Genomic DNA, 22,251 nt, shown 5'->3' with positions numbered 1-22,251 from the left:
TGTCGGACAATCTGTGTTCAGACGGCCTGTTTCTATTCATTATTAACGGTTGATGGCTTTATCGGCAATGTCTTTACGGTATTGCATACCGTCAAAACGGATTGTTTCCAATGCCTCATAAGCCTTGCTTTTAGCTTGGGGAACATCATCGCCCAAACCGACTACACACAACACACGGCCGCCGTTGGTTACCACTTCGCCTTTTTCATTCGTTGCAGTACCGGCATGGAAAACTTTACCGATTTGATTGGCCTTATCCAAGCCAAAGATCACATCGCCTTTTTTCGGAGAATCAGGATAGTTTTGTGCGGCCAACACTACGCCTACCGCAGTCTGCGGATTCCATTCGGCAGTAACACTATCCAGTTTGCCGTCGATTGCCGCCTCAACCAAATCCACCAAATCGCTATCCAAACGGCTCATAATCGGCTGGGTTTCAGGGTCGCCGAAACGGCAGTTAAATTCGATGGTATAAGGCGCACCAGTTTTATCAATCATCAAGCCCGCGTATAAAAAACCGGTAAATTCATGACCTTCTGCTTTCATACCGGCCACAGTCGGCAAAATAATTTCATTCATAGCGCGCTCGTAAACATCAGGCGTTACCACTGGAGCAGGGCTGTATGCACCCATACCGCCGGTATTAGGGCCTTTGTCGTCATCCAACAGGCGTTTATGGTCTTGACTGGTTGCCATCGGCAAAACATGATTGCCGTCCACCATAACGATAAAGCTCGCTTCCTCGCCTTGCAGGAAATCTTCAATTACGACTCGCGCGCCTGCATTACCCATTTTGTTGCCCAACAACATATCGTCGATAGCAGCATGAGCTTCATCCAAAGTCATGGCGACAATCACGCCCTTACCGGCAGCCAAACCATCCGCCTTAATAACAATCGGTGCACCTTTTTGGTTGACATAATCATGTGCCGCATCGGCATTTTCAAAGGTTTGGTATTGCGCAGTCGGAATCTTATATTTTGCCATAAATGCTTTAGCAAAATCTTTTGAACTCTCCAGTTGGGCCGCGTATTGAGTCGGGCCAAAAATCTTCAATCCGGCAGCACGGAAATCATTCACCACACCGGCAGCCAAAGGAGCTTCAGGACCGACTACGGTAAAGGCAATATTTTCATTACGGCAAAAATCAATCAAATCTTGATGCGCCGTCAACGCTATATTCTGCAGTTTAGGCTCAATTGCCGTTCCGGCATTACCAGGTGCAACAAAGACAGTTTCAACTTTAGACGACTGCGCCAATTTCCAAGCCAGTGCGTGTTCACGTCCACCATTACCAATAACGAGCAATTTCATACCATCTCCTTGAAGAATAGATGTTGTAAATAAAATTCAATTGATGGAATATTGTTCCATCTTGTATAGATGTTTCAAATTAAGAATAATATTGCACCAAGACAACCATACTCTAATTTCAAATAACTAAAGGAAAATCATGCAAAAACGTATTGACGAAATTCAAAGCAAATACCGCGAATGGTGCGAATTACTGCCGCAACTGGAAGCAGATATCGCCCGCTGGAAACATGCTGCAAGCCTCATGCAAGACATGGATGACTTCTATACCAACGAATACCAAGCATGCCATCAGGCCATTGAAGAAGGGGCAGATGTTGATTTACGCACACAGGGCGAATACAGCATTATGAGCGAAGATGCCCTATGGAACGCACTGGGGGAATTTCATCAACTGGCTTGGGAACACCTGCGCTCAAGCGTAAATGCTTTAGACAGATACCAAGGCTAAAACATCAAAGGCCGTCTGAAACTTTTGATTTCTCAAATATGTTCAGACGACCTTTTATTCAAACGGCTTCTCAGTATCTACTTCAATTTGGCGCGTATTTTTCCAAGCAGCAATACAAGCTTCATAATCGGCCAATGCTATTTTCACTGTCAACTTACAATCCAGCTGCAAATCCTGTTCCACAATATCGGCCTGATATTGTTTGGCAATCCGTATAGCCTCATTCAAAACAGGATATTCACACTTCAACCAAACTGTCTTTTCGACATTTTCTTCAACAACTTCAGCTATCGCCAATGCCTGAGCTGTTGATTCCTTATAAGCATGAATCAGACCGGGAACACCCAATAGAGTACCGCCAAAATAGCGCACAACCACAACCAACACATCCGTTACGCCGACAGAATCAATCTGCCCCAGAATAGGGCGGCCTGCGCTTCCGGACGGTTCCCCATCATCGTTTGCGCGAAACTGCATTCCATCCACACCCAATCGATAAGCATAGCACCAATGTCTTGCCTTGTGATGCTCTTCCTTTAATGGGTCGAGATACTTCTTCACATCAAACAAAGTGCGGATCGGATAGGCATATGCAATGAAGCGGCTGCCTTTATCTTTAAATTCAGCCTGTGTCGGTGTGGTGATGGTTTTATAGGTCGTAATCATGCCAAAATATTTTCAGACGGCCTTATATAACAAAGGCCGTCTGAACGTTTCACGTGAAACATTAGTTTTTCAGCGCTTCAGTCAGTTGAGGCACAACTTCAAACAAATCCCCAACCAAGCCGTAATCTGCCACATTGAAAATCGGAGCGTCAGCATCTTTGTTGATGGCAACAATCACTTTACTGTCCTGCATACCGGCAACGTGCTGGATGGCTCCGGAAATACCGATAGCGAAGTATAGTTGCGGCGCAACCACTTTACCGGTTTGACCAACTTGAGCATCGTTTGGCGCATACTCGGCATCCACTGCTGCACGGGAAGCACCAATCGCCGCACCCAAAGCATCCGCCAATGGAGTCAACACTTCATTAAATTTTACAGCACTGCCTAATGCACGGCCACCGGAAACAATCACTTTTGCCTGAGTCAATTCAGGGCGGTCAGACTGGGAAAGTTGACGGTTTACGAAACGGCTCAGGTTTTGAGCAGGTGTTGCCTCAATATTGACCACTTCTGCATTACCGCCTTGTCCGGCAGCATCAAAAGTGGTTGCACGGAAAGTCAGTACCAGTTTTTCAGAATTGGATTGAACGGTTTCAAAAGCATTACCGGCATAAATCGGACGGACAAATGTCGAGTTATCCACAACTTCGGTTAAATCCGAAACTTGTGGCACATCCAATAGGGCAGCTACTCGAGGCAGAAGATTTTTGCCAAATGCAGTTGCAGTTGCAGCCACATAGCGGTAATCCGCAGCCAGTTTAACAACCAAAGGCGCCAATTCTTCTGCCAAACCTTCAGCGTAATAGGGCGCATCGGCTACTAAAACTTTCGCTACGCCTGCAACTTTTTTTGCCTCTTCAACCACCGCAGCAGCATTGCTGCCGGCAACCAATAAATCTACATTACCCAATTTGGCGGCAGCCGTTACCGCATGCAAAGTAGCAGGATTCAAATGTTGGTTATTATGTTCCGCAATAATCAATACACTCATTTCATACTCCTTAGATCACTTTGGCTTCGTTTTTCAGCTTTTCAACCAACTCGGCAACATCAGCCACTTTCACACCAGCTTGACGTGCTTTAGGCTCGGCAAATTTTACGGTATTCAAACGCGGAGAAATATCCACAGCCAAATCGGCAGGACTTAATTTTTCCAAAGGCTTTTTCTTTGCAGCCATGATATTAGGAAGTTTGACAAAGCGTGGTTCGTTCAAACGCAAATCTGCACTGATGACCGCAGGCAGCTTCAACGCAACAGTCTCTTCGCCGCCGTCAATTTCACGGGTTACCAATGCTTCTTCGCCTTCAATTTGCACTTTTGATGCAAAAGTACCTTGAGCCGCATTCAACAACGCAGCCAGCATTTGGGCAACTTGGTTGGCGTCATCGTCAATTGCCTGTTTGCCCAGCAGTAAAATTTGCGGATTTTCTTTATCCGCAACAGCTTTCAGCAATTTTGCAACGGCCAAAGGCTCCAACTTTGCATCAGTCTCAACATGAACCGCACGGTCGGCACCCATCGCCAAAGCAGTACGCAACGTCTCTTCGCATTTTTTCTCGCCAAGAGAAACGGCAACAATCTCGCTTACTTTTCCGGCTTCTTTCAAACGGACAGCTTCTTCTACCGCGATTTCATCAAACGGGTTCATCGACATTTTGACATTACCGATATCCACATCGGAACCATCGGCTTTCACACGAACTTTGACGTTGTAGTCCACTACGCGCTTTACTGCGACCAGTGCTTTCATTCAATTCTCCTAAAAAGAATGCCCATCAAATCAAGCATACTGCTTTTGATACATTCTTTATATAAAATCCAATTCGGTTTTCACCAACATGATAAAACCAAATTTATATAAATCTTGGCAAATAGAGCGGAATTATATCATTTCTAAAGCATTTACTCAGAAAATAAATCCAACTCCCCAGCAATTATTTACCGTATGCAGCAACACAATCCATCAAGGTTTGATAAACCTCGTCTACATTGGGAATTTGAGCAATACCGCCTAAATTTTTTGCATAAGCCGAAACTTGAACGCCAGTCTTGGCCGGATCTGTATCTGTATAAATTCCTACAACAGGCTTTTCCAATGCATTGGCAAGATGCAGCAGTCCGGTATCTACGCCAATAATACCCTCTGCGTTTTTCAATAAAAATGCAGCCTGTAATAAATTCATTTTGTCACAAACCGAAGCAAACGGTAAATCGCTTGTAATCTGTTCGGCACGCATTTTTTCGGTTTCATTTCCCCATGGCAGATATACATTGCATTGTTGTTCTTCATTCAACTTTTTCAATAATGCACGCCAGTGTTCTACCGGCCATAATTTAGTGTCTCGACTGGTTGCATGCAAAGCAACGTAATAAGGGGATTTCAAATTTTTCAGACGGCCTGATTCAGGAACCGACAAACCAGATACTTGCGTCTCAGGCATTGTATAACCAAATACTTGGGCGAATAATTCACGGTTTCGCCAGACCGCATTTTTACCTTTCGGTACGGCAAACATTTTACTGTATGCAAGAGCAGCCAAACTTTCACGCGCGCTGTGTTTATCCAATCCGTAAATAGGGGATTTCGCCATTTTGGCAAAGCATGCACTTTTAATCAGTCCTTGGCTATCTAAAACAAAATCAAAAGATTCAGCCTGTAAATCCGTTTTCAGACGGCCTATTTCACGCCACGTTTCAGCCTGAAAAAGGTGTTTGCGCCATTGTCGCCATTTCATTACATGAACTTTTTTGACAAAAGGATGCAAGCGGGCAATATCTGCAAACCCTGCCTCACACAGCCAATGGAGCTCTACCTCAGGACATTGTCGCGCCAAATCTTCAACTGCGGGCAATGTGTGAATTAAATCGCCCATACTAGACAAGCGGACAAGTAAAATCTTCATATTTTGAAAAATGTTTCACGTGAAACAACAGAATCTTAAATATAATTTATTGATTATTAATGTATTTTTTTATTTCTTCGGCGTTTTCTAAAATAACTGCTCCGGCAGAATGCATTTCCTGCCATGCAGATTCAACCGTTTCAGGAGCAATGCCGCGGCAAGCAGCCTGATTGACGATGACTTTCCAGGCCCCGCCTTTAAGCAACTGTAAAACCGTTGTCTTCACACAATAATCCGTTGCCAAACCGCCAACAATGACTGTATCTGTATTTTGACAGCGCAACCATTCGATCAAACCTGTACTGAGCTTTTCTTCAATATCATGAAAACATGCGCCGTAGGGGTGTAACTCAGGATCAACACCTTTCCAAACGCAATAATCGTATTCTTTGGCTGAAGGCAGGCCATCCAACAACTCATAGCCATATGTTCCAACCATCGCATGCGACACCCAAGTCAAATCCGCATCCGGCAAACCCGTCGGTTTCAACATATCAACAGGATTATCCACAAGCCATTTTGCCGCAGCATGATGCGCATCTTTCGTCATCACGCGTAAATCCGCCAATGCAGCTTGGGCATTGAGTTCATCCGCAATCAGATGACCTTCGGCAACAGGCAATTCTTTCGGACACAAAGGCGTAAACGTTTTTTGTGCATCTACATCGATAGAAACAATCATGGATTAATTTAACCTATTGATTTTATTTTATATTATTCAAATTGAGCATTTATTGCCAATGTACGGACGTTTGGAATAAATGCTTTGTATTATAACAAATTACTACCGCAAAATGTGGGAAAACATCTGTGATATGATGACGGTTTGCACAGAATATTTATCCACAAATTATGTCCTATTCGATTACACCTATTGCAACCGTTCATTCCCCCTACAAACAAAAATTCGGCATTGCCCGCCAACCCGGTTTGGTTTCTGCAGCAGAAATTTGCATTGAACTCACTCCTGAATTTACCGCAGACAGCGTTCGGGGCTTGGAAGATTTCGACTATGTGTGGATAAGTTTTATTTTCCACGGCGTATTGAATGAAGGTTGGGCACAAATGGTGCGTCCGCCACGGCTCGGAGGCAAACAAAAAATGGGCGTATTTGCCACGCGCAGCCCGCACCGCCCCAATCATCTCGGTTTATCCCTACTGAAACTCGAACGCATCGAAACAGGCAAACCTGTCCGCATCTATTGTAGCGGCGCAGACCTGTTGGACGGTACTCCGGTAGTGGATATCAAACCCTACATCCCGTTTGTTGAATCCAAACCTGACGCATCATCAGGCTTTGTCAGCGGCAAACCTGAAGAATTGAACGTAGTCTGGGCAGAAAGTACGCTTGCGGAACATTTATCCACAGAAGAAAAACATCTCATTGAGCAAAGTATTGCCCAAGATCCTCGCCCTGCCTATCAAGATATTCCCGAACGGGTTTATGTAATGAATATTGCGGATTATGAAGTGCAGTTTAGGATAGAAAACAAATGTGCCACAGTGATTAAACTATCCACAATCTGATTGCAAATTAAATCTATCTACACACAAAAGGCCGTCTGAAATGTTCAGACGGCCTTTTAATTATCCATAGATTGATTGATTCAGCCTGTTATTTTTTAGATTTTGCTGGCAAAAAATTCCAAGGTACGAACCAATTGGCAAGTGTAAGACATTTCATTGTCGTACCAAGCAACGGTTTTCACCAATTGTTTGTCGCCAACAGTCATCACGCGGGTTTGAGTCGCATCGAAGAGTGAGCCGTACTCGATACCGATAACGTCGGAAGAAACGATTTGATCTTCAGTGTAGCCTAAAGTATCGTTGGCGGCAGCTTTCATAGCTGCATTGATTTCTTCTTTGGTAACAGGGCGTTCGAGAATAGAAACCAGTTCGGTCAAAGAGCCGGTGGCTACGGGAACACGTTGGGCAGAGCCATCAAGTTTGCCGTTCAACTCAGGGATAACCAAGCCGATGGCTTTAGCGGCACCGGTGCTATTCGGTACGATATTCAATGCAGCGGCACGGGCGCGGCGGAAGTCGCCTTTACGGTGTGGCGCGTCAAGGGTGTTTTGGTCGCCGGTATAAGCGTGGATGGTGGTCATCAGGCCTTCAACAATGCCGAACTCTTTTTGCAATACCGCAGCCATAGGGGCCAGACAGTTAGTCGTACAAGAAGCGGCTGAAATAACGGTTTCGCTGCCGTCCAAAATATCTTGGTTTACGCCATATACAACTGTTTTCACATCATTGCCGCCTGGTGCGGAAATCACAACTTTGCGCGCACCGGCACGGATATGGGCCTCAGCTTTAGTTTTATTGGTAAAGAAACCGGTACATTCGAGGACAACGTCCACACCCAGCTCGCCCCAAGGCAATTCTTCAGGATTAGGATTGGCAAATACTTTGATTTCTTTGCCGTTAACAACAATCGCATCATCTTTCAATTCGGCAGAGCCTTCAAAGCGGCCTTGAGTACTGTCGTATTTAAAGAGGTGCAGCAGCATATCGGCAGGAGTCAAGTCGTTAACAGCAACGACTTCGATACCTTGGGCTTTTTCAATTTGACGCAATGCCAGACGACCGATGCGGCCAAAACCATTAATCGCTACTTTAATACTCATTTTGCTACTCCTATTAGATGGAATGGGAAAAATTTTTCAGTAAGGCCATTGTATCCTGAAATAAAATTACTTTCTAGGATTGCAGATGATTACTTTTAAGTTATTTGATTTAAATAAAGAAAACATGAAATTCTCGTCTGTAGTAAAATATCAGGCAAATCGAATAAGTCCTACATTTTGATATTTTATTTCATAAAAACTATTTTCCAATCTTAAAAGTTTCATAAGTTTATGGAAATCATAAACTTAGTTCTATTTCTCCATATTTTGCCATTTTTGTGTTGATCATTCGGTGTTTTCTTCAAATCATAATATTTTAATTTTTAAAATGATGATTTTGATGAAGAACCAAACTATCTGTGGATAACGGAATAACTTTCTTTAAAACCAATTTGGTAGTTACTTTTTATCTTTGAGGACGACCCCAACTGAATGTCGGAATAAAAAGGATAGAATCTTATTTTTCCTATTAATCTGTGGATAAAACCCAAATTACCCACTTCAATTTCACATGCTATTGTGGATAATTAAAATTTTGAATTTCACCCCTGCAAAACATCCATATTGGCAAATACTATTAAAAATGATGGCTTGTTTTTTCCTTTTTAACGTATCATTTGCCCATCAGACTTTTTAAAAGGAAGCAATTATGCTGCAACGGACTTTAGCCAAATCAGTAAGCGTTACCGGCGTTGGCCTGCATTCGGGCGAAAGGGTCGCTCTGACTTTGCATCCTGCCGAAGAAAACAGCGGTATTTCGTTCCGCCGTACTGATTTAAGTGGAGAAATGGGCGAAGTAATCAAATTGAATCCTTATTTGATTAACGATACCCGCCTCTCTTCAACCATCGTTACCGATAAAGGCGTGCGCATCGGTACGATTGAACACATTATGTCGGCTCTGTCTGCCTATGGCATCGACAATGCCTTGATTGAATTGAACGCGCCTGAAATTCCGATTATGGACGGTTCCAGCCTGCCATTTATTTACCTTTTACAAGATGCAGGCGTGGTCGATCAAAAAGCCCAAAAACGTTTTTTGAGAATCCTCAAACCCGTTGAAATCAAAGAAACCGGAAAATGGGTGCGCTTTACGCCTTATGACGGCTTTAAAGTTAATTTAACCATCGAATTTGACCATCCCGTATTCAACCGCAGCGCACCTACTTTTGAGATTGATTTTGCAGGAAAATCCTATATCGATGAGATTGCCCGCGCCCGTACCTTCGGCTTTATGCACGAAGTGGAAATGATGCGCGCCCACAATCTCGGACTGGGCGGCAATTTGAACAATGCCATCGTGATTGACGACATGGATGTTTTGAATCCGGAAGGTTTGCGCTATCCCGATGAATTTGTCCGCCACAAAATTCTTGATGCAATTGGCGATTTGTACATTGTCGGCCATCCGATTATCGGCGCATTTGAAGGTTACAAATCAGGTCATGCCATCAATAATGCGCTGTTGCGTGCCGTTTTGGCAGATGAAACCGCTTACGAATGGGTTGAGTTTGCCGATGACGAAGACTTGCCCACCGCTTTCCACGAGCTGCCGGCAGCCTGATAGAAAATAGATAACGCAGTCCAATGAAAAAGGCCGTCTGAACCTTTCAGACGGCCTAAATCATGTCGTTTTCCACAAGTAATTACCCACATATTCACCCCTTTTATCTTATTGAAAAATAAAAATATTAAAATTTAATGTTATTCTTATACACATCTTATCCATATATTTTCCCAAATTAAAAGGTCGTCTGAACAACTAGATTTCAGACGGCCTTTTTCATGTCAAACCGACAATATCAATCGCCCATGACTTTGCCTTCGCGGCGCGGGTCGGCACCGCCGAGCAAACCGTCTTTGCCGATCACAATGCCTTGTACGCCGGAATTCAAATCGCGGATTTGGACTTTATAGCCCAGTTTTTCCAAGGCTGCCGCTTTGTCCGCCGCAGCGGTTTTTTCCTCGATTTCATACTGGCTGCCGCGATTGAGCATATTCGGCAGAGAGATTGCCGCCTGAATATCCATGCCCCAGTCGATATGCGCCACCAGCGTTTTGGCAACGAAACCGATGATGCGGCTGCCGCCGGGTGAACCGACCGCCATATAAGGTTTGCCGTCTTTCATCACGATGGTCGGTGCCATCGAAGAACGCGGACGTTTTCCACCGGCAACGCTGTTTGCCACCGTTTTACCGTCTTCTCCGACAGGGTTGAAAGCAAAATCGGTCAATTCATTGTTGAGCAGATAGCCGTTTGCCATCAGACCCGAACCAAATGCGTTTTCAATCGAAGTCGTCATCGATACAACGTTGCCGTCTTTATCCACCACCACCAAATGACTGGTGGACGGCAGCTCTACCGCCATGCCCTGCGCGTATTTCTTGCCAAACTTGCCCGCCTGAATGTTTTCCAACGCCTTGTCGGCTTGGCGGATTTCTTCGGCACGCGGTTTCAGGTAAGCCTGCGAAATCAGAGCACGGGTCGGCACGTTGACAAACGCGGGATCGCCAATGTAATGATCGCGGTCGGCAAACGCAATCCGCGACGCATCGCCTATCCAGCGCCAACTGTGGATATTTTCCGATCCCAACGCCTTCATATCCTGATTTTGCAAGACGCCCAAAATCTCGCCCAAAGCAATCGCGCCCGAACTTGGCGCGCCCATGCCGCAAACTTCGTATTCACGATAGGGCGCACAAACCGGTTGACGCTCGATAACGCGGTAGTTTTTCAAATCCGACAAACTGATTTTGCCGGGATTATCCACAGCACTGGTAACGGCACGGACAATATTCTGCGCCTGCGCCCCCTGATAAAACGGCGCACTGCCTTTTTCCGCCAACAGGCGAACGGAGCGGGCAAATTCAGGGTTTTTCAACACCGTTCCCGCTGCCAAAGGCTTGCCGTCAGGCAGGAAATACGCGGCGGTTTGCGGATAACGTTGCAAGGGTTCCAAATTTTGTTCGATGGATTTCGCCATACGCGGAGAAACGGCAAAACCTTGTTCCGCCAAAGTAATCGGTTTCTCAAACAAACTTGCCCACGACAATTTGCCGTAACGCTTATGAACATCTTCCAGCAGCTTCGGAATCCCCGGCACACCGACCGAACGGCCGCCGACCACCGCTTTCATAAAGCCCATCGGTTTGCCGTTTTCGTCTAAGAAAAGTTCCGGTGTTGCCGCTTTCGGCGCTGTTTCACGGGCATCAAAAGTCGTCAGCTTTTTCGCCTTATTGTCCCAATACACCAAAAACGCACCGCCGCCCAAACCGGAAGACTGCGGCTCGGTCAGACCCAAGGTCGTCTGCATGGCGATCATCGCATCTATCGCGCTGCCGCCGCGTTTCAATATTTCGTAACCCGCTTCGGTCGCCAACGGATTGGCAGACGCCGCCATATAATGTTTGGCGCGGATTAACTTCTGCTCCGTCAGCCCTGTTCCTTGCTCCGGCGCATGATTGTCCACAGATACGGAGGGCAGGGCAACTTGAGGCTTTTGAACCGGCTGTTGCGCACAAGCGACCAAAATCAAAACGGATAACAGGTTAATACTAAAGGAAAACTTCATATGCACACCTTATTGAAATATTTTCAGATGGCCTTTTCCCAGATTAAATAAAAGGAAATATGAAAATAGCTTGAAATAAAAAACCATTTGACTATTTCTCTAGTCAATTAGTTCCGATTAAAGAAAGTATAAAACAAGCTAAGATTGTGCACAGGCAAAAAGTTACCCACAGAACGAAGCAGCAGGAAAAATTTATCCACATCTGCAAACAAGGCCGACCATACTTTATCCTCATCAAAAAATATCAGCTAAGTATTTGAAAATCTTTTGTAATCAAAGTTATCAACAAGCTGGGGCAGCACTCAATATCATCTTCTATTTATTATTTAAAATCTAATTTATAGTTTGTTTTCCCAAAGGAAAAGGCCGTCTGAAACGTAAAGGCATCTTTTCAAAAAATTAAAAAGTTAAGGATTGTTAAAAAGTTGTAAATCAGCTAGAGTTACGGCTGATAAATTAAATTAATAATGGAGCTTCCATCAATGAAAGGCGATATCGGCGTCATTGGCTTGGCCGTTATGGGTCAAAACTTGATTTTGAATATGAACGATCGCGGTTTCAAAGTCGTGGCGTACAACCGGACCACCGCTAAAGTAGACGATTTTCTCAACGGCGCAGCCAAAAATACCAATATTATCGGCGCATATTCACTGCAAGATCTGGTTGATAAATTAGAAAAACCACGCAAAATCATGATGATGGTGCGCGCTGGTTCTGTTGTTGACAATTTTATCGAGCAACTCGTTCCGCTTTTGGAGCAAGGCGACATCATTATTGACGGCGGCAATGCCAACTATCCTGATTCCACCCGCCGTACACACGAGCTGGCGGCAAAAGGCATCCGCTTCATCGGCGCGGGCGTTTCCGGTGGCGAAGAAGGCGCGCGTCACGGCCCTTCTATCATGCCCGGCGGCGACGAAGCTGCATGGCCTGCCGTTAAACCGATTTTCCAAGCCATCTCCGCCAAAACACCTCAAGGCGAGCCTTGCTGCGACTGGGTAGGCCGAGACGGCGCGGGCCACTTCGTCAAAATGGTGCACAACGGCATCGAATACGGCGACATGCAGTTGATTTGTGAAGCGTACCAATTTATGAAAGATGGTTTGGGCCTGTCTTATGATGAAATGCACCAAATCTTCAACGAGTGGAACAAAACCGAACTGGATTCTTATCTGGTTAAAATTACCGCCGCGATTTTGGGTTATAGAGATGAAAACGGCGAACCTTTGGTTGAAAAAATCCTCGATACCGCAGGTCAAAAAGGCACAGGCAAATGGACAGGCATCAACGCCCTCGATTTGGGTATCCCACTGACGCTGATTTCCGAAGCCGTGTTCGCCCGCTGCGTGTCCGCGTTAAAAGACCAACGTGTCCAAACCGGCGGCTTGTTCGACAAAACCATCAGCCCCGTCGAAGGCGACAAAGCCGCATGGGTCGAAGCCCTGCGCCAAGCCCTGTTGGCATCCAAAATCATCTCCTACGCACAAGGCTTCATGCTCATCCGCGAAGCCAGCGAAAACAACGATTGGGCATTGAACTACGGCAACACCGCCCTTCTGTGGCGCGAAGGCTGCATCATTCGCAGCGCGTTCTTGGGCAACATCCGCGACGCATACGAAGCCAATCCCGATTTAGTGTTCTTGGGTTCCGACCCCTATTTCAAAGGCGTATTGGAAAACTGCCTGCCCGCATGGCGCAAAGTGGTCGCCAAAGCCATCGAATGCGGCATCCCCATGCCCTGCATGGCTTCCGCGATTACCTTCCTCGACGGCTACACCACCGAACGCCTGCCCGCCAACCTGCTGCAAGCCCAACGCGACTACTTCGGCGCGCACACCTACGAGCGCACCGACAAACCGCGCGGCGAGTTCTTCCATACCAACTGGACAGGTAAGGGCGGCGATACCGCTTCAACGACATACGATATTTAATTTGCCCGGGCAAACAAAAGGCCGTCTGAGTATTTCAGGCGGCCTTTTTATAGGGTTATCCACAATGAAGAATGAAACAATTTAACCTATTTTATAGGTAACTTTATGAAATAAATAAGGATTAATAAAGACCGTCTGAATAGTTCAGACTGCCTTTAAAATTGTTCACAACCTTATCAACAGGTTTTCCATAGATTAAACCAGATTTTGCGGATTGCCGGCCACGAAGCGGTTGATGTTGTCCAAAAGGATGTCAAACAGACGGTTGGCGGCCTCTTGGCTTGCCCATGCAATGTGAGGCGTGACGATGAGGTTGGGCAGTCGGGCTTTCAGCAGAGGATTGCCGTCGCGCGGCGGCTCTTGTGTCAACACGTCAAAACCTGCACCGCCGATTTGGCCGTATTTCAACGCCGCAACCAAAGCGGCTTCATCGACCAAGCCGCCGCGCCCACAGTTAATGAGGATGGCGCCGGATTTCATTTGTTGCAATTCGGCTTCGCCTATCATGTTTGCCGTTTGCGGCGTGAGCGGGCAATTAAGCGACACGACATCGGCAGAGCGGATAGCTTCGTCAAAGGAAACATAGCCGTCGCGGACGCTTTGGGCATTTTTATGTTCGGCGAACACGACATTCATTTTGAAAGCCTGAGCATAAGTTGCCAGCGTTTTACCGATATTGCCGCGACCGAAAATCGCCAGAGTTTTACCGTTTAAATCGCGCATAGGAGCGCCGAGGTGGCAGAAAAACGGCGAATTTTCCCACAAGCCTGCCACAACGTCGCGCTGATAGGCAGGCAGGTTGCGCATCAGGGTAATCATCATCATAAACGCGTGTTCCGCCACGGATTCATTGCCGTAAGCGCGGATATTGCACACTGCCGTGCCGTTTTGTTTGGCAGCCTCAACATCCACATTATTGACGCCTGTCGCGGTAACGGCAACCAGCTTGAGTTGTGGATTTTTGGCAAATGCTTGGGCGGAAATCACGACTTTATTGGTAATCACAATGTCTGCGCCGCGGATGCGCTCCAGCGTTTCGTGCGCTTCGGTTGTGCCGTAGCTGCTCAATGTATGTGGAAAATCGAAATCAAACGGGCGGTTGACGAGGGTATCGCGGTCGAGGACGACAATATGGAGCGGGTTCATAAAATTCCTATCAAAAATAAAATATCGATTTATAAAATCTAAATCAGAATAAAGGATTTAAAATATACGCGTTAGTTGATAATAATTATTATGTAGCGATTCAAACATCAATGTATTAGGAAAACAGCATGAGACCTTTGCAAAATTCCTTTCCTTCCAACAGCCGAAACCCAAACACAGGTTTTCGGCTGTTTTTGTTTCAAATATCCACTGATTCTACCCTGATCCCCCTTGGATGCCTGATTATCAGGTATCCGGGGAGGATTAAGGGGGTATTTAGGTAGAATTAGGAGTGATTTGTGGCGAAAACAGCCGAAAACCTGTGTTTGGGTTTCGACTGTCAGCGAAAAGGTGAAGAGAGGTACTTTGCAAAGGTCTCAACCTGAATATGTCAACCAAATCAGCGACAAGCTCGGAGAATTTTTTGGTCGGACGTTGACATAGGAGTTTCAATTCTTATAATTCAGCAATAGATACTGATAAGATGAAAATCTTGGGGAATATATCATTAAAATTAATTTATTAAGGAGATAATTAATGAATATTACATTAGGTCAAAATCATCAAATCAATTGTGATGAAAAGGACCTTTACAAGTTTATCGGCTATTTGGCAAATCATCCTAATGATGTAAATTTGGTTTTTGAAAAAAATAGTGTGCAAGGTGCTTGGGGTGATGAGGGACGTATACAGTTTTTCTCAAGTAAAGCACAAAATATTTTTGTGCCACTAGGATTTAAATTTACGGCAGGCGTAGGTAATATTGCATATAGGCTAAATTGTAATGAGCTTTTTGAAATGCTATCTCAGTTAGGTTTTGTTTCTGGTGGAAAACAAAATCTTTCAACAATAAAAGCAAATATTCCGTCTCAATTTCATGTAGAATTTGATGCTGGTGCGAATATGTAAATTCTAATTTAAAACACGAATCTGCTTCATGAGATTCGTGTTTTTTATTTTTAAAATATTTATTTAAAAATCAAACATTAAAATACGATGCTTCAATGTTTCGTAACTCATAGAAACATCAAACTGATCTGTATTAAATCCTGTATTGAGTACATGAATAAATTCATGGTAATCGTAATTGCCTGTATTAGCATGGTTATCTTGCTCAATACTGTCCAATTTCGCCATCAGGCAAATACGCTGGTAATGTTTGTCAATAACGGCGGTTTTATTGCTTGGGTGAGCCAAATTGAAATGCTGGTTTGGTGTCAGGCAAATCAGATTTTCAGGCAGCGATGCTAAATCAGGAAATTCGCTTGCCATAAAAATATGATGTGCCTGATTGGCTTCTGTGGGATCAAAACGTTGAACTTCGCTGGTTTTGTGTAGCGTTTTGACAAATTTTTTGGCTTTATTAACTAAATAATTCAAATTTGCGGCATTTGCACTATCGGCAAATAGAGCTTGAGCTTCTTTGCGAGTGAGCGATTTTTCTTTGCCTTTATCTCGCCAGTTTAGGCGATTGTAATAAAGCTCGTCTAATGTAATGGGGGTATTGGAAATACTCCCTTTTCTTGTGCCAAAAGTATTATGTTTATAAGCCAATGGATTAATGATTTTGGTAAAAATACGGCGAACTTCTACTTCGGTATTTTTGGGTGTGTTTTGGATAACAAGATCGGTAAACGCCGTTTTCATACTTTCAAACGTATTTTTATTAGGCTGGGCAAAAAAATCGGCAAATTTTGGATAAATACCACTGTCTTTTAATAATTTTTCACTAAATGCTTGGATGAAATTTAGGGCATTTCTTTCACGATTGGCAATATATTGCAGGATTTTATTATTCTGTACGCCGTACCGATAGTATCTAGAAAACTTTTCTTCGCTTAATACGCCACAATAGCTCAGCATTTTAATCGGTTGTGAAAAAAATTTATTGTATTCGCTACCGGCATTTTCAATGGATGGTTTTTTAAATACGGCGGTGGCGATATATTCGGCATAATCTGAATAACGAATATCGTTAATGCTAAATATTTCTCCAATCTTTTCAACATATTCGCTGATACATTCTGCTACGGCACATAATACATCCGGGGTTACTTTTTGATCGGTAAATGTGCCGAGTTTATGTGTTCTGATATCTAAATTTAAGTTAGAAAAATAATTTTCCATATTCATTTTTTACTCCTCTAATCTTTTAGCAATCCGAAAAAAAACACGGAATGATTGTCTATATTCATTGAACGAGAACCATAATTACGGGCAACACGGTAAAACTGCTCAAATTCGGGAGTTGCATAGTATGCGAGATCTCGTTGGGTTAGGATTTTTTCGTGTTTTTTCATTGTCAGTAGGGCAACCGAGCCATCAGCAATACTGTTTTCAGGCAAAAATGCTGCCCGAGGTTTGTAAGTCAGATTGGGAATCATCACGACATTTTTACGGTTAATAAATTTGCCGACAGAAAAAGGGGCAACTGAATCCACATAACTATCATAGCCCTCAATATCAATAATCTCGTTGTTACCGATATTACGGGATTTTAAAACCCGAACATTGCCACTATTCTGTGTATGTGATTTGGTAATTTGGCGATCTCGGAATGATTGAAATACATTAAATTCCAATTTTTGTGCAATTTGATCAAATTCACTATTACGATAAATCAACCAATAAGGGAAATTATCAGAAAAAAAATAGTTTTTACAGTTTTGTATCAACGTTTCTTGGATATGGCTTTCTATCGTAATATGTTGATTGTCTTTGTCGGTTTGATCGGCAATAAAGGCAATCGTCTCTATTTTTACGCCTTTAAATGCTTTCTCGCCGTAATCAATAATGCGGTTGATATTGGCTGTGATAAGTTGTTGTCGGGTTATTTGAAACTCGGGGGCGTTAATCACACTTTTGGGAACAACCAAAGCCACGGTTTTACTGAGCGTCAGAGCCTTATCAATAAAAAATGAAAAAATATTTTGCGTATCTTTATTGGTAGCATTTTTACGGTATAGTGCCAAATTTTTATCACTTGCCTTAACTTTGCCGTATGGTGGATTGCCGATGACTAGATCATAGTTTTCAGGCAGCGTTGCGGTTAAAAAATCCTGATGAATAATATTGAACTCAAATTTACTGCCTAAATTTAATTTTTTCAGCAGCAATGACAGGAGATTTAAACTGTTTGAGTCAATATCCACCAAATCAAAAATAACTTTTTCTTTGTCTGCATATTTTTTTGCCAGTAGTGGAATGAAATTACCAATGCCGACAGAGGGTTCTAAAATCCGTAAGTTTTTTTTCTTTTTGAAATCAGGAAGAGCATTAACCAGTCCGAAAGCAATATCAATACGGGTAAAATAAGCAGCCGTTTCGCTACGGGCAGCATTAGCGTATTCAGCAATTTGCAAAAGCCGACTGAATGGATATGCGTCAAAATGTTGCTCAATAAATCGGTAGAGATTATCGGCAAGGGATAAATTTTCTCGTTTGATTAAATTTTGAATTTCCGTCATTGACAGTTCGGACTGTTGCAAGGCTGCCTGAATGTTTTGTGCGACATTGGCCAAAACAGCGGTTGGCACAGATTCACCGATACAATGGCGGATATTCAGCTCTTCTTTTTTCAAAAAGGTTTTTTTCTCATCAAATGACAGTGCATTAAGCTGTTTTTCATCTTGTGCCGTCCATTTAAATGATGGCGGAATTGACATCATACGCATGAGTTCACGCACGGAAAATACACGGTTTTCAGTGGGGTGGATGGTGTTTTGGCTGGCTAAAATGTCATTACGGGTATGGATGCACGGACCCTCACGATCTAAAAACCAACGGGCGTATTTGTCTCCATTTTTGTTTTGATTGTAGATAATTTCACCATTTTTAATTTGATGGGGAATGCGTGCAGGATCAGTATTTTGGAAAGCTGACTCGCCTTCTTTAAGCTGTGCAATCCACGGCAACATACGGCGATCAAATTCGCGATAGCTATGGTAAATATCATCATCGCTAATTTCGCCCATTTGCATTAAAGGCGGCAGGTCAGCCAGCAATGTACGCAAGGTTTTTGGCGGTGTTTGCTTGGGGAAAATATCGTACGGCGTAATGTGATGAATATCTTTTCGCACGCCAATCACCAGCGTTCTGGTACGACTGGAATTTGCACCATAATCTTTAAAATTTAGTACGTTGGATAGAATGTTGTAATGTCCGCCCAAATTTGACCAAATGGCTTCCTCAATCGGCTTTTCTTGATGATCGGTATCGGTGCAGGGTGTATTTAAAAAGGCTTTGACGTTTTCAAAAATAAAAAATTTGGGCTGAACTTCCCGAACGATTTTGATTGATTCCACGACCAAAGAATTTCTTGCCATTTCATTATTTTTTTTATGGTTGGCAACCGACATTCCTTGGCAAGGTGGTGTGGCAATCACAACATCAATTTCAGTATTCCAGCGTCGAATTTCGGCAAACAGTTTGGCTTGGGTTTCAGGCAGGGTAATATCGCCAGCAATATAACCTGAATCAAAGCGGCATTTTTGATTATATTTTTGGATTTTTAGGCGTTTTTCTAAAAGTTCGTTGGTTGCTACGCATTCAAAACCATTGGTTTTAAAACCATAGCAACCAACGCCTGCACTGCTAAATAAACTGATGTAGGTGGGTTTTTTGTTCATATTTATGATGAGTTGAAACAACTGCTCTGCAAAAAATGCGTGTATTTTATCATAGAAGGCAAGGTAAAACACGCCATGCAATGATTTACTATATTGATTTTTCATCAAAAAAGTGCTGTTTGAACGGATATACAGCGGTGTTTTTTGCAATGCGTTTCAAACTTGAGGTACGTTTTTAATAGAAACACCGTCTGAACGCCAACCTGAGACCTTTGCAAAATCCCCTAAACCCCCACCAAGACATTTAGGGGATTTCTCATGACCACCTTCTTCCAACAAACCGCACAAGCCATGATTGCCAAACACATCGACCGCTTCCCACTATTGAAGTTGGATCAAGTGATTGATTGGCAACCGATCGAACAATACCTGAATCGTCAAAGAACCCGTTACCTTAGAGGCCATCGCAGCCGTCCCGCCTATCCTGTCGCCGGTATTCCCTAAGCGGTACGGCAACCTAAAACAAATGCCGTCTGAACTTCCGTTTCAGACGGCATTGTGTCCGAATGACTCAATATCTTCCGCTTTTTTCACTTTCAATAATCAGATATGCCCAAATCACCGCCACCCAAGCCGACACCGTTCCCATCGCCAGCAAAAAATGCTGCCAATCCGTCATTGGCGGCACAGGGCAACGGCTGCATTCGATTTCCGCACCGCCCAACAACCGGTACAGCAGCATATCCGCAATCCAAAGCAACAACGGGTATTTCAAACGCTGCAACCAAAAAACCAACCACGTCCACACGGTTTACCTTCCCCTATTCCGACAACGATATTGTACCGCTTCCGTGCAATGTTAAAATAAGCCCACTTCTACCGCCGTACAAAACACCATGCTCACCGATTTAGAAAAAAACGCCATCCGCGACCATTACCAAAACATCGGCAAAAACCTGCCCGGTTTCCGTCCGCGCGCTTCGCAGCGGGAAATGATTGCGGCGATTGCCAACGCTTTTTCGCGGACGTTGACGCGTGAAGAAGGCGAAGAAGCGCCCAAACGCGAGGGAGAGAGCATTGCCGTGATCGAAGGGCCGACCGGCGTGGGTAAATCATTGGCCTACCTTTTGGCCGGCGGCATTATGGCGCAAACACGCGGCAAACGGTTGATTGTCAGCAGCGCGACGGTGGCCTTGCAGGAGCAGTTGGTTGACCGCGATTTGCCGTTTCTGGTCGAAAAAAGCGGTTTGGAGCTGACCTTTGCGCTTGCCAAAGGGCGCGGCCGTTATCTTTGCCCTTACAAACTCTATCAACTGACGCAAAACAACGCCCAGCAAAACCTGCTTGGTTTTGAAGCGACGGAAGTGTTGTGGGACAGCAAACCCAAGTCGGAAGAATTGAACCTGCTGCGTGACATTGCCGATGAATTTTCTGCCCGCCGTTTTAATGGTGACCGCGACGCTTGGCCGGAAAAAATCGATGACGCGATTTGGCTCAAAGTTACCAACGACCGCCACGGCTGCCTGAAATCCGCCTGTCCCAACCGTGCGGAATGTCCGTTTTACCTGGCGCGCGATGTCTTGGAAACCGTCGATGTCGTCGTTGCCAACCATGATCTTCTGCTTGCCGACATCAGCATGGGGGGCGGCGTGATTCTGCCTGCGCCCGAAAACAGTTTCTATTGCATAGACGAAGCGCACCACCTGCCCAAAAAAGCCCTCAGCCGTTTTGCCGCCGAACATTCATGGAATATTGCCGTTTGGATGCTGGAAAAATTGCCGCAGCTTACCGGCAAAATTGCCGCGCTTACCGATAAAGCCGAACTTGCCAACCTCGCCGACGAAGCTGCTACATCTTTGCTCGACAGCCTGCATGAATGGCAGTTCCATTTGGCGGAAGAGCCGTCTTTAAGTTTGGGGTCGTCTGAAAACGATAGGCGGAAACACAACGAACCGACTTGGCTGTGGGAAGACGGCAAAATTCCCGAAGGTCTGGAAACCACAGTTTCCAATACGGCCATTGCTGCACGCAGCCTGCTCAAGCACGTCGTCGGCTTGAACGATGCGCTTTCTGCCGCGCGCCGCGAAAAAGAGCAGGACGGCGCGCTCCTCGACCGCCTGACCAGCGAGTTCGGCCTTTTTATCGCCCGTATCGAACAAATCAGTGCGGTTTGGGATTTACTCTCCACCGTTCCCATTGAAGGCGAAGAGCCGTTGGCGAAATGGATAACCCGCCGTGCCGACGACAAAAACGACTACATTTTCAACGCCAGCCCCATCAGCAGCGCATCCCACCTTGCCAACAGCTTGTGGCGGCGCGCGGCAGGCGCGGTGTTGACTTCGGCCACCCTGCAATCGCTCGGCAGCTTCAACCTGATTTTGCGCCAAACCGGCCTATTATGGCTGCCTGAAACCACCACGCTTGCTTTGGAAAGCCCGTTTAATTTCGATACGCAAGGCGAGCTGTATATTCCGCCCGTACACGCCAGCCCCAAAGACCCTGATGCGCATACGGCCGCCATTGTCGAATGGTTGCCGAAGCTGGTTTCACCGGTTGAAGCCATCGGCACGCTGGTGCTGTTTTCCTCGCGCAAGCAAATGCAGGATGTCGCCTTACGACTGCCTGACGAATACTTGCCGCTTCTGCTTGTACAAGGCGAGTTGCCCAAGGCTGTCCTGTTGCAAAGGCACCATCAAGCCATTGCCGAAGGCAAAGCCAGCATTATTTTCGGCCTCGACAGTTTTGCCGAAGGCCTCGACCTGCCCGGCACGGCCTGCGTGCAAGTCATTATTGCCAAGCTGCCGTTTGCGATGCCGGACAATCCCATCGAGAAAACCCAAAACCGTTGGATTGAACAACGCGGCGGCAATCCTTTTATCGAAATTACGGTGCCAGAAGCCAGCATCAAATTAATCCAAGCCGTCGGCCGCCTTATCCGTACCGAACAGGATTACGGCCGAGTAACCATCCTCGACAACCGCGTCAAAACGCAACGCTACGGCCAACAATTATTGGCCTGTCTGCCACCGTTTAAGCGGATAGGGTAGTTGTGGATAATTAAAAAAGGCC

Annotated in this window: 18 protein-coding genes and 1 pseudogene; 7 read left to right on the top strand and 12 right to left on the bottom strand. The window is 45.0% G+C overall.

What is annotated here, in order from left to right:
• Window positions 1–42: 42 nt before the first annotated feature.
• Window positions 43–1,314: a phosphoribosylamine--glycine ligase gene (purD, locus tag HMPREF3052_RS10195; protein ID WP_070749730.1), complete on the bottom strand. Its 1,272-nt coding sequence runs from the start codon at window positions 1,312–1,314 to the stop codon at window positions 43–45.
• 139 nt (window positions 1,315–1,453) lie between these two features.
• Between purD and HMPREF3052_RS10190 the strand changes: the two genes are divergently transcribed.
• Entirely contained in the window at window positions 1,454–1,765 is a 312-nt protein-coding gene (locus tag HMPREF3052_RS10190) for a DUF4298 domain-containing protein (RefSeq protein ID WP_003747758.1), read from the top strand.
• Window positions 1,766–1,819: 54 nt separating this feature from the next.
• On the opposite strand, the gene HMPREF3052_RS10185 is transcribed toward HMPREF3052_RS10190, so the two are convergent.
• The 5 genes from HMPREF3052_RS10185 to HMPREF3052_RS10165 all read right to left on the bottom strand — a co-directional run bounded on the left by HMPREF3052_RS10185 (window position 1,820) and on the right by HMPREF3052_RS10165 (window position 6,020).
• Window positions 1,820–2,431, bottom strand: coding sequence for an IMPACT family protein (locus tag HMPREF3052_RS10185; protein ID WP_070749729.1), 612 nt, complete (start codon window positions 2,429–2,431; stop codon window positions 1,820–1,822).
• A 61-nt stretch (window positions 2,432–2,492) separates the two neighbouring features.
• Window positions 2,493–3,425, bottom strand: coding sequence for an electron transfer flavoprotein subunit alpha/FixB family protein (locus HMPREF3052_RS10180; protein ID WP_070749728.1), 933 nt, complete (start codon window positions 3,423–3,425; stop codon window positions 2,493–2,495).
• A 10-nt stretch (window positions 3,426–3,435) separates the two neighbouring features.
• A complete protein-coding gene (locus HMPREF3052_RS10175; RefSeq protein WP_003686610.1) occupies window positions 3,436–4,185 on the bottom strand; it encodes an electron transfer flavoprotein subunit beta/FixA family protein in 750 nt (249 codons plus the stop codon).
• Between the two features lie 184 nt (window positions 4,186–4,369).
• The gene (waaC, locus tag HMPREF3052_RS10170) at window positions 4,370–5,338 is read right to left on the bottom strand and encodes a lipopolysaccharide heptosyltransferase I (protein ID WP_070749727.1); all 969 of its coding nucleotides are present in this window, start codon (window positions 5,336–5,338) and stop codon (window positions 4,370–4,372) included.
• 46 nt (window positions 5,339–5,384) lie between these two features.
• A complete protein-coding gene (locus HMPREF3052_RS10165) occupies window positions 5,385–6,020 on the bottom strand; it encodes a nicotinamidase (protein ID WP_070749726.1) in 636 nt (211 codons plus the stop codon).
• Window positions 6,021–6,190: 170 nt separating this feature from the next.
• Here HMPREF3052_RS10165 and tsaA point away from each other — a divergent pair, with 170 nt between their 5' ends.
• On the top strand, window positions 6,191–6,865 hold the full coding sequence (gene tsaA / locus HMPREF3052_RS10160; protein ID WP_070749725.1) for a tRNA (N6-threonylcarbamoyladenosine(37)-N6)-methyltransferase TrmO: 675 nt from the start codon (window positions 6,191–6,193) through the stop codon (window positions 6,863–6,865).
• A 95-nt stretch (window positions 6,866–6,960) separates the two neighbouring features.
• Here the strand turns inward: tsaA and gap are convergent, their stop codons facing one another.
• On the bottom strand, window positions 6,961–7,965 hold the full coding sequence (gene gap, locus HMPREF3052_RS10155) for a type I glyceraldehyde-3-phosphate dehydrogenase (RefSeq protein ID WP_070749724.1): 1,005 nt from the start codon (window positions 7,963–7,965) through the stop codon (window positions 6,961–6,963).
• 649 nt (window positions 7,966–8,614) lie between these two features.
• Here gap and lpxC point away from each other — a divergent pair.
• On the top strand, window positions 8,615–9,529 hold the full coding sequence (gene lpxC / locus HMPREF3052_RS10150; RefSeq protein WP_070749723.1) for a UDP-3-O-acyl-N-acetylglucosamine deacetylase: 915 nt from the start codon (window positions 8,615–8,617) through the stop codon (window positions 9,527–9,529).
• A gap of 238 nt (window positions 9,530–9,767) precedes the next feature.
• Here the strand turns inward: lpxC and ggt are convergent, their stop codons facing one another.
• Window positions 9,768–11,537 carry a gamma-glutamyltransferase gene (gene ggt / locus HMPREF3052_RS10145; protein WP_070749722.1) on the bottom strand — a complete coding sequence of 590 codons (1,770 nt, stop codon included), beginning with the start codon at window positions 11,535–11,537 and terminating at the stop codon, window positions 9,768–9,770.
• Window positions 11,538–12,019: 482 nt separating this feature from the next.
• On the opposite strand from ggt, the gene gnd reads away from it, so the two are divergent.
• Window positions 12,020–13,468 (top strand): decarboxylating NADP(+)-dependent phosphogluconate dehydrogenase, encoded by a 1,449-nt coding sequence (gene gnd, locus HMPREF3052_RS10140; RefSeq protein ID WP_070749721.1) that lies wholly within the window; start codon window positions 12,020–12,022, stop codon window positions 13,466–13,468.
• A gap of 195 nt (window positions 13,469–13,663) precedes the next feature.
• Here the strand turns inward: gnd and HMPREF3052_RS10135 are convergent, their stop codons facing one another.
• Entirely contained in the window at window positions 13,664–14,614 is a 951-nt protein-coding gene (locus tag HMPREF3052_RS10135; RefSeq protein WP_070749720.1) for a D-2-hydroxyacid dehydrogenase, read from the bottom strand.
• 537 nt (window positions 14,615–15,151) lie between these two features.
• On the opposite strand from HMPREF3052_RS10135, the gene HMPREF3052_RS10130 reads away from it, so the two are divergent.
• A complete protein-coding gene (locus HMPREF3052_RS10130; protein ID WP_070749719.1) occupies window positions 15,152–15,523 on the top strand; it encodes a hypothetical protein in 372 nt (123 codons plus the stop codon).
• A gap of 63 nt (window positions 15,524–15,586) precedes the next feature.
• Here the strand turns inward: HMPREF3052_RS10130 and HMPREF3052_RS10125 are convergent, their stop codons facing one another.
• Together HMPREF3052_RS10125 and dcm are read right to left on the bottom strand one after the other, a co-directional pair.
• Window positions 15,587–16,747, bottom strand: coding sequence for a restriction endonuclease (locus tag HMPREF3052_RS10125; RefSeq protein WP_070749718.1), 1,161 nt, complete (start codon window positions 16,745–16,747; stop codon window positions 15,587–15,589).
• Window positions 16,748–16,758: 11 nt separating this feature from the next.
• Complete coding sequence (gene dcm, locus HMPREF3052_RS10120; RefSeq protein ID WP_083318826.1) at window positions 16,759–19,347, bottom strand: DNA (cytosine-5-)-methyltransferase; 2,589 nt, start codon at window positions 19,345–19,347, stop codon at window positions 16,759–16,761.
• 153 nt (window positions 19,348–19,500) lie between these two features.
• Here dcm and HMPREF3052_RS10115 point away from each other — a divergent pair.
• Window positions 19,501–19,671: pseudogene (locus HMPREF3052_RS10115) on the top strand (IS5/IS1182 family transposase); the annotation flags it as partial.
• Between the two features lie 82 nt (window positions 19,672–19,753).
• On the opposite strand, the gene HMPREF3052_RS11840 reads toward HMPREF3052_RS10115, so the two are convergent.
• Complete coding sequence (locus tag HMPREF3052_RS11840; protein ID WP_168162746.1) at window positions 19,754–19,990, bottom strand: hypothetical protein; 237 nt, start codon at window positions 19,988–19,990, stop codon at window positions 19,754–19,756.
• A gap of 88 nt (window positions 19,991–20,078) precedes the next feature.
• Between HMPREF3052_RS11840 and dinG the strand changes: the two genes are divergently transcribed.
• On the top strand, window positions 20,079–22,229 hold the full coding sequence (gene dinG, locus HMPREF3052_RS10105; RefSeq protein WP_070749716.1) for an ATP-dependent DNA helicase DinG: 2,151 nt from the start codon (window positions 20,079–20,081) through the stop codon (window positions 22,227–22,229).
• Window positions 22,230–22,251: the final 22 nt, after the last annotated feature.

The organism is Neisseria sp. HMSC056A03 (assembly GCF_001815685.1).
Classification (GTDB): Bacteria; Pseudomonadota; Gammaproteobacteria; order Burkholderiales; family Neisseriaceae; genus Neisseria; species Neisseria subflava.
The sequence above is the reverse complement of the archived record's forward strand: the minus strand, read 5'-3'. Positions and strand labels throughout refer to the sequence as shown.

Bases quoted from the DNA above. Each gene is read 5' to 3' on its own strand.
- ggt (WP_070749722.1), bottom strand. From the start codon at position 11,537: ATGAAGTTTTCCTTTAGTATTAACCTGTTATCCGTTTTGATTTTGGTC.
- HMPREF3052_RS10190 (WP_003747758.1), top strand. From the start codon at position 1,454: ATGCAAAAACGTATTGACGAAATTCAAAGCAAATACCGCGAATGGTGC.
- purD (WP_070749730.1), bottom strand. From the start codon at position 1,314: ATGAAATTGCTCGTTATTGGTAATGGTGGACGTGAACACGCACTGGCT.
- dinG (WP_070749716.1), top strand. From the start codon at position 20,079: ATGCTCACCGATTTAGAAAAAAACGCCATCCGCGACCATTACCAAAAC.
- waaC (WP_070749727.1), bottom strand. From the start codon at position 5,338: ATGAAGATTTTACTTGTCCGCTTGTCTAGTATGGGCGATTTAATTCAC.
- lpxC (WP_070749723.1), top strand. From the start codon at position 8,615: ATGCTGCAACGGACTTTAGCCAAATCAGTAAGCGTTACCGGCGTTGGC.
- HMPREF3052_RS10135 (WP_070749720.1), bottom strand. From the start codon at position 14,614: ATGAACCCGCTCCATATTGTCGTCCTCGACCGCGATACCCTCGTCAAC.
- HMPREF3052_RS10175 (WP_003686610.1), bottom strand. From the start codon at position 4,185: ATGAAAGCACTGGTCGCAGTAAAGCGCGTAGTGGACTACAACGTCAAA.
- gnd (WP_070749721.1), top strand. From the start codon at position 12,020: ATGAAAGGCGATATCGGCGTCATTGGCTTGGCCGTTATGGGTCAAAAC.
- HMPREF3052_RS10125 (WP_070749718.1), bottom strand. From the start codon at position 16,747: ATGAATATGGAAAATTATTTTTCTAACTTAAATTTAGATATCAGAACA.
- HMPREF3052_RS10165 (WP_070749726.1), bottom strand. From the start codon at position 6,020: ATGATTGTTTCTATCGATGTAGATGCACAAAAAACGTTTACGCCTTTG.
- tsaA (WP_070749725.1), top strand. From the start codon at position 6,191: ATGTCCTATTCGATTACACCTATTGCAACCGTTCATTCCCCCTACAAA.
- HMPREF3052_RS10180 (WP_070749728.1), bottom strand. From the start codon at position 3,425: ATGAGTGTATTGATTATTGCGGAACATAATAACCAACATTTGAATCCT.
- dcm (WP_083318826.1), bottom strand. From the start codon at position 19,347: ATGAAAAATCAATATAGTAAATCATTGCATGGCGTGTTTTACCTTGCC.
- HMPREF3052_RS10185 (WP_070749729.1), bottom strand. From the start codon at position 2,431: ATGATTACGACCTATAAAACCATCACCACACCGACACAGGCTGAATTT.
- gap (WP_070749724.1), bottom strand. From the start codon at position 7,965: ATGAGTATTAAAGTAGCGATTAATGGTTTTGGCCGCATCGGTCGTCTG.
- HMPREF3052_RS10130 (WP_070749719.1), top strand. From the start codon at position 15,152: ATGAATATTACATTAGGTCAAAATCATCAAATCAATTGTGATGAAAAG.